This window comes from Campylobacter sp. 2018MI13 (genome assembly GCF_018501135.1).
GTDB lineage: Bacteria > Campylobacterota > Campylobacteria > Campylobacterales > Campylobacteraceae > Campylobacter_E.
Window position 1 is genome coordinate 1 of the sequence record NZ_JAHCZC010000082.1, and the last position, 7,740, is coordinate 7,740.

Annotated in this window: 7 protein-coding genes; 5 read left to right on the forward strand and 2 right to left on the reverse strand. The window is 26.9% G+C overall.

Going from position 1 to position 7,740, the window contains the following annotated elements; translation table 11 throughout:
• Positions 1-109: 109 nt before the first annotated feature.
• On the forward strand, positions 110-913 hold the full coding sequence (locus KJQ99_RS07995) for a Fic family protein (RefSeq protein WP_214150483.1): 804 nt from the start codon (positions 110-112) through the stop codon (positions 911-913).
• Between the two features lie 131 nt (positions 914-1,044).
• Here KJQ99_RS07995 and tpx read toward each other — a convergent pair whose 3' ends face one another.
• On the reverse strand, positions 1,045-1,521 hold the full coding sequence (gene tpx, locus KJQ99_RS08000) for a thiol peroxidase (protein WP_214117430.1): 477 nt from the start codon (positions 1,519-1,521) through the stop codon (positions 1,045-1,047).
• A gap of 197 nt (positions 1,522-1,718) precedes the next feature.
• Here tpx and KJQ99_RS08005 point away from each other — a divergent pair, with 197 nt between their 5' ends.
• Positions 1,719-2,321, forward strand: a complete 603-nt coding sequence (locus KJQ99_RS08005) for a hypothetical protein (protein WP_214150484.1) — start codon at positions 1,719-1,721, stop codon at positions 2,319-2,321.
• On the opposite strand, the gene truA is transcribed toward KJQ99_RS08005, so the two are convergent.
• On the reverse strand, positions 2,318-3,049 hold the full coding sequence (truA, locus tag KJQ99_RS08010; protein WP_214150485.1) for a tRNA pseudouridine(38-40) synthase TruA: 732 nt from the start codon (positions 3,047-3,049) through the stop codon (positions 2,318-2,320). The genes KJQ99_RS08005 and truA overlap by 4 nt on opposite strands.
• A 105-nt stretch (positions 3,050-3,154) precedes the next feature.
• Between truA and KJQ99_RS08015 the strand changes: the two genes are divergently transcribed.
• The 3 genes from KJQ99_RS08015 (at position 3,155) to KJQ99_RS08025 (ending at position 7,619) form a co-directional block, all read left to right on the forward strand.
• Positions 3,155-4,510 (forward strand): sodium-dependent transporter, encoded by a 1,356-nt coding sequence (locus KJQ99_RS08015; RefSeq protein WP_214150486.1) that lies wholly within the window; start codon positions 3,155-3,157, stop codon positions 4,508-4,510.
• 2 nt (positions 4,511-4,512) lie between these two features.
• Positions 4,513-5,895 (forward strand): sodium-dependent transporter, encoded by a 1,383-nt coding sequence (locus tag KJQ99_RS08020; protein ID WP_214150487.1) that lies wholly within the window; start codon positions 4,513-4,515, stop codon positions 5,893-5,895.
• A gap of 263 nt (positions 5,896-6,158) precedes the next feature.
• A complete protein-coding gene (locus KJQ99_RS08025) occupies positions 6,159-7,619 on the forward strand; it encodes a hydrogenase small subunit (RefSeq protein ID WP_214150488.1) in 1,461 nt (486 codons plus the stop codon).
• Positions 7,620-7,740 lie beyond the last annotated feature (121 nt).

Consider the following 7,740-nt stretch of genomic DNA (forward strand, 5'->3'; position numbering starts at 1 on the left):
TTTAGAGAAAAAAGGGCTTAAATTGTAAAGGTCATTTAAGAAGTTATATATCGCTTTATAAAATTAACAATATAAAAAATTATTGTAAAATAAGAAAAAAGGATAAAAAATGGTAGCTCAATATACGGAAATACAAAATAAAGAAAATATAAATAAAGATTATATTGAAATAGGCATTGGGCTTAGCTTGGTTGATAATCTTAAACCATCTGAATATTTTAAACAAACTTTAACAACAGCAAAAACATATCAAGAATTAGAAATTAGCATTAAAACATATTATCAAAATAAAAAACTTGATATTCAACAAATATGTGAAAAAGAATGCGATTTGGTATCTATAAATATTGCTAAGTTTTTAGACAATAATAGCTTTAGATTTTCTCCGATTGCTTTAAAAATTATTCATAAAAATATATTTCAAGATGCTTTTGTTCAAGGGCTTGAAAAATATGTTGGTGTTTTTAGAGATGTAAATATTGCTAAAAATGAAGATATTTTAGGGGGAGATAAAAGCGTAGAATATGTTGATTTTAATGAGATTAGCGATACTCTTGAATATGATTTTGATAAGGAAAAAAAGAAAAATTATCTTCTAATGAGTAAAGAAGAGCAAGTTTTAAATATAGCAAAATTTATAAGTGATATTTGGCAAATTCATCCATTTCGCGAAGGCAATACTAGAACAATCGCTGTTTTTGCAATCAAATATCTACAAAGCAAAGGTTTTGAAGCTAATAATGATATTTTCAAAAACAACTCAAAGTATTTTAGAGACGCATTAGTTTTGGCTAACTATGAGAATATTAAAAATAATATAAAAAGCGATTTTTCGTATTTAGAAAGTTTTTTTAATAAATTTATATTGAATAAACAAGTAGAATTAAAAAAACTACCTTACGATAAAAAATAATCATTTAATAGTAGATAAAGTATCTTTATAAAATAACAATAAGATAAAATTCAAATTAATTTGCTTGAAATTCTAAGGAATTTAAAATAGGAATTTAAATATCTAAATCCTAAGATTTAGATATTTATTAATTACGCTAGAGCTTTTTCTAAAGCGTCAAAATTAGGTAGTTCTGTAATTTCAGCACAAACTTCGCTATAAACTATTTTTCCACCTTTTTGAACAAAAACAGCTCTAGTTGTAAGTCCTTCTAAAGCACCTTCTTGTATTCTACAGCCGTAGTTTTTAACAAATTCGCCGTATCTAAAATCACTAACTGGAATTATATTTTCTAAGCCTTCAGCAGTGCAAAATCTTGCAAAAGCAAAAGGTAAATCCATACTTACAACATAAACTTTCATTCCAAGTTTGTTAGCTTTTACATTAAATTCTCTAGCTTCTTTAGCACATACACCTGTATCAATACTAGGAACGCTTACTATGATAGCGTCTTCATTTAGATTAATTACGCTTAAATCTTTACCTACTACTTTAGTATCTTTAATACTATCTCCTAGCTTAATTGCTTCACTAATTGCAACAGGGCTACCTTTAAAATTAACTTTCATAAAATCTCCTTTTTTAAAAATAAGACAAAATTATTCCTATTTTTGGTTACAAAATGATAACTCAAAATATAAGGAATTTAAAATGTGATTTAATAATACAAAAAATAATATATTTTTACTAGTTTTTTTAAAAAATATAGCTGTTTATTGTCTAAAAATATTTAGTATTCATCGTTTTTTTATTTTAGGAGAAGATTATGAAAAAGATTTTATATTCTGTTTTAACTTTAGGGTTTTTAAGTTCTTATGCTAACGCTTACAATCATACGGGAATTGAGTTTGGCGTGGGAAGTGATAATGTATTAAATTCTAATATTTATTATAAAAATTATAACAATATAGATGATTTAGTATATAGTGCAAATATAAGCGTATCAAAGCAAGAGAATAAAACTTATTATGGTAAGTATAAATATAACATTTATTCATTTGGTGCTTTAGGTGGTTATGCGATTGGCTTACCTTATCAAGAATTAGATGATGCGTTAAATATATTAGCCGGAGCTTATTATTACTCAATAAAGCCAAAATATGATGGTATTTCAAGCTCTACTTTAAATGGATTTGGTATTCAAGCTGGAGTGCATTATTCTGTAAAAATTATTGATAATGTAACAGCAGGTGGAGAAATATTTTTGCATCATGATTTTAAAGATTTAAATAGCACATATATTAGTGCTGGTGTTGAGGGAATTTATGATATTAATGAGAGCTTATATGTAAATGCTAAATTAGGCTATCAAGGTAGAAGTAATTTTTCTAACTCAAATCTATTAGTTGGTATAGGATACAACTTCTAATACATTATGCTTTTAAGATAAAGTCCGCTTGGTTTTGCAAGGGTTCTTGAGTGAATTTCCTTGCAAGCTAATTGTTCTTTTAGCTCTTCTATGCTTAATTTTTTTTCATTTATTTTAAGTAAAAAATCAACCATCAATCTAATCTGACCCCTTAAAAATCCATTAGCAAAAAAGTTCAAAACAACCAAATCTTTATACTTATAAATTCTAGTTTTATAAATAGTTCTAATGCTATTTTTATCATCATCAAGGCTTAAACAAAAATTAGCAAAATCATGCTCTCCTTCATATACTTTTAAAGCGTTTTTTAATAATTGAATATCAATTTCTTTTGCGTAATCACAGCAATATGCTTTATTAAAGGCGTTAAAATAAGGCGAGATTATATATCTATAGCTTCTAAGTTTTGCATCAAATCTAGGTTCAAATTCGCATTCTTTTATATGTTTTATATAAATACCATTTAGAGTATTGTTGAGTTTTTTTAATACAAAATCTTTATTTAATTTATAACTTGAACTAATTCTTGCCACATTACAATTTGCATGAACTCCTTTATCAGTCCTACTAGCAAATATACTAGGCTTAAATACCCCAACACATTTTAAAGCATTATCAAGTGTATTTTGAACGCAAGTTAAATTTGGTTGCTTTGCTGAACCAAAAAATCTTGAACCATCATAGCTTAAGATTAGTTTGTATGTAAATTCTTTAGTATTTTTACACAAATTTTTGCCTTTTTTTATATATTTTTAATTTTTATTTATACAAATTTTTAAAAATTATTATAGAATGAAAGTTTTAACCTTAAAAAACCAAAAAAAGGGCTTATTTTGAATAATACATTTTCTAAAATTGGATTTATTTTAGCAGTTGCTGGTTCTGCTGTTGGACTTGGAAATGCGTGGAAATTCCCTACAATGGTAGGAACTAATGGTGGTTCAGCCTTTGTAATGTTGTTTATTTTGCTTACTTTAGGCGTTGGATTTGTTATATTTTTGTGCGAGTTATATATCGGTAAAGCATCAAGACTTGACCCTGCTAGTGCTTATTATTTTTTAGCACCTAAGTATAAAAAACCTTGGTCTTTAGTAGGCTTTACAATGATTGGGGCTTTATTAATCGTTAGTTTTTATAGTGTGATTATTGGCTGGATAATTTATTATATTTATTATTCACTATCTACTATTTTTAATATAAATACACTTAGCACTCAAATCGCTGATAATAAAGAGCTTTTTATTAATTTAGTGGAAACTAATTTAAGTGCTTTGATAATATGTTTTAGTATAGTGTTTTTTATAGCCTTTTACACGGTGGCAAAAGGTGTTAAAAATGGTATTGAAAAGCTAAATGTATTTATGATGCCAACATTATTTATAATGCTTTTATTAATGCTTTGCTATAGCTTTACTCAAGATGGTTTTAAAGACGCTTTTAATTTCTTATTTATGCCTGATTTTAGCAAGATTAATCAAGATTCTTTTTTAGACGCTTTAGGACTTGCTTGTTTTTCTTTAAGTATTGGAGCAGGTAGCATTATTACTTATTCAGCTAGCTTACCTGAAAGAACTAATTTTGTAAGTTCAACTTTTTATATAATTTTTATAAATCTTTTAATAGGTCTTATGATGGGGCTTATTGTATTTAGTTTTATTTTTGAGTTTAATGCTGACCCTAGTGCACAAGGTCCTGGGCTTATTTTTATTTCTTTGATTTCGCTTTTTGCAAAACTTGGACTTTTAGGCAAAATATTAGCTGTTACATTTTTTATAGCTTTATTTTTTGCAGGGATTACTAGTGCGGTTTCAATGATAGAGCCTTTTGTATTTTATCTAATAAATAAATTCAATTTCTCAAGAATAAAAGCTATTGTTTTAATTGGAGTAGTTGTTTATATTTTAGGGCTTTTATGTATATTTTCAGGCATTGAAGCTTATAAAAATAATTTAACATTTTTTGGAATGAATTTCTTTGATATTTTAGATAATGTTAGCTCAAATATCATTATGCCTTTTGGCTCATTTATGGCTGCAATTTTTGTTGGGTTTTTTATTAGCAAGCAAGATTTAAAAGAAACCTTTATCCCTTATATGGGTGAGCTTGGTTTTAAAATATGGATATTTTTTGCAAGATTTGTTGCACCACTTGCTGTGCTTGTTATTGTGTATTTTAAATTTAAAGGATAAAAATGAGAGAACAATTTTCTAAAATTGGCTTTATTTTAGCGATGGCAGGTTCTGCAGTTGGACTTGGAAATGCGTGGAAATTCCCTACAATGGTAGGAACTAATGGCGGTTCTATTTTTATATTTCTTTATTTGGTTTTAACATTTTTAGTAGCTTTTATGGTTTTTTTAGGAGAGCTTAGTATTGGTAAAATTACTCAAAAAGACGCTGTGAATGCTTTTAGTGATTTAGCAAAATCTAATAAAAAAGCTTGGGGATTTGCAGGATTTTTTATGATAGGAGCTATTTTAATAGTTTGTTTTTATAGCGTTGTAATAGGCTGGATTTTAAAATACATTTATTCTAGTTTTTTTGCTTTACCAAATTCTGTTAGCGAAGCTGGAGATTTATTTGGTAATTTATTGACAAAAGACTTATTATCTCAAATTATTTGCTTTAGCATAGTGTTTTTTATGATTTTTTGGGTTGTTAGTAAAGGAATTAAAAGTGGCATTGAAAAAATGAATGTATGGATGATGCCAAGTTTGTTTATATTATTAATTTTAATGCTTTTATATAGTTTTACTTTTGATGGATTTGTTAAGGCGTTTAGCTTTTTGTTTAAGCCTGATTTTTCTGTTTTATTTGTTGAAGATAAACTTAATATAAAATTAATTTTAGACGCTTTAGGGTTAAGCTTTTTTAGTCTTTCTATGGGTGTTTGCGTAGTTTTAACTTACGCTGCTAGTTTGCCAGAAAATATAAATGTGATTAAATCAACTTTATCAATTATTTTTATAAATATTTTAGTTGGTATTATGATGGGGCTTATTGTATTTACCTTTGTTTTTGAATATGGAGCAAATGCAAGCGAGCAAGGGCCAGGACTTATATTTGTAAGCCTTATGAGTTTATTTTCAAATCTTGGAATTATTGGGAATATACTTGCAATTGCATTTTTTATAGCATTACTATTTGCTGGGCTTACTAGTGCTGTTTCAATGATTGAACCTTTTGCTTTTTATTTAATAAATAAATTTGGAATTTCAAGAAAACTTGCTCTAATTTATATAGGTATTTTTGTTTATATTATGGGGATATTTTGTATATTAGGTTTTAATAATGAATATTCTTCAATTTTTACATTTTTTGATAAAAGTATATTTGATATATTAGATTATTTAACTTCTAATATTTTAATGCCATTATCAGCGATTATTACTTGTATTTTCGTAGGATTTTTCGTAGAAGTGAATAAACTTAAAACTTTATTTATTCCTTATATGGGTGAGTTTGGATTTAAAATATGGTTATTGTTTATAAGATTTATTTGTCCTATTGTAATACTTATAATAATGTTAGAGAATTTAGGTCTAACTAAGTATTTAAAGTCTATGTTTTTTTAAGATATATTTTTAACTAAGACTTATAAAAATTTATTAAAATTTGAAAAAAAGTATAATTTTAAGAATATTTAAAGTTTGGTTTAGTTAGTATTTATATTTCAAACTAAACTCATTTAGCCCCGTTAAAACGGGGTAAATATAAAATATATCTTAAATATACCGCTAGTTAAATTAGTAACTTGAGTAGAAAAGTTACTAATTTTAAAAATTATTTCGCTATTATTTATTTAATTTAATATTTTAAGCTTAAATAAAGGATTATTATGAATGCAAATGTATTAGCTCAAATTCAATCTACATTAAAAACTTTAGGCGTGAAAGCTGATGAAAAAGAAATCTACGAAAAAATCAATGCAAAAAAGTTAAAATTAATATGGCTACATTTTAGCGAATGCACAGGCTGTAGTGAGAGCTTTATTAGAAGTGAGAGTATTGGTCTTGATGATTTGATTTTTGATTTTATAGATTTAATCTATCACGAAACTTACATGGCAGCTAGTGGATTTTTGGCTGAAGATTTATTAGAAATTAAAGAGCCATTTTTATTAGTAGTTGAAGGTGCTATTGCTAGTAATGAGTTTTATACAAGTGGGGCTCCAGCTCACTCTGCTTTACATAAATTAAAAGAATTAACTAATCGTGCAAGTTGTGTTTATGCTGTAGGTTCATGCTCATCTTATGGTGGTATTCAAGCAGCTAAGCCAAATCCTACTAATTCTATTAGTATTGAAGATATTTTAAAAGATGCTGTATTAATTCCTGGTTGTCCTCCAAGTGAGAGCAATATCATTGCTAGTATTTTACATTTTGCGTTTTTTGATAAAGCTCCTACATTAGATGATAATAATCGTCCTGCTTTTGCTTATTCAAAATGCTTACACGATATGTGCGAAAGGAAAATAGCTTTTGAGAGTGGGGAATTTGTTGAAGAATTTGGAGATGAAGCAGCTAAATCGGGTGCTTGTTTGTTTAAAGTAGGGTGTAAAGGACCATATACTTTTAATAATTGTCCTAAGACAAAGTTTAATGCTAAAACTTCTTGGCCGGTTCAAGCAGGGCATGGCTGTATTGCCTGTAGCGAAAGAGATTTTTGGGATAATTATGGCGTTTATGAACAATCACTCGCTAGTTCTTATGCACAAACTAAAAGAGCAAGGTGTTATGATGATTTAGCTAGATTTAATAAGAGCGATGAGGTTGTTGTAAAAGATGATGGGATTTATATTAATAATGAATTATCAGCTTTTTTAGAATTTGAAAGTAAAAATCACGCAGAATTATTAAATAAAAACAAATTAGGTGCTAAGTTATTAGCAAATTATAAAGAAAAATTTGGCTTAAACCTTGAAGGAGATAGCGAGATTTTAAATACTTTTAGTGGTATTTTAATAAGCTCGGCAAATATTTTAGGACTTAAATTAGGCTTAACTGAACTTCTTGATTTAGCTAATAAATATGAAATAGGAATTGCTAGTGGGCTTGATTTTAAATTAGCTAAAAAACCTATTTTAATGGATGTTAGTAAGTCTTTTAGATTGATTTTGATATATCGTTTAGGCGGACTTGATGATATTGCGATTTTGTTTGGTGTTGTTGATAGTATTGCTTCAATGATAGCGAAATCTTTAAAAATGCTAGAGTGTAAGAGTGTAAAGTTTGAAGGAGAATTATTCAAACATCAAATATTAATTGATAGATTAAACTATCACTTAAAAAATTTCTAAGAATTTGAATTAAGAATTTATTTCTTAATTCTTATAAATATTTATCTAAATTATCTTTATATTTTAGGCTTAATCTTAAATAAAGTTCATTTATTTCATTTTTAAATTCTTCGTTTTTATA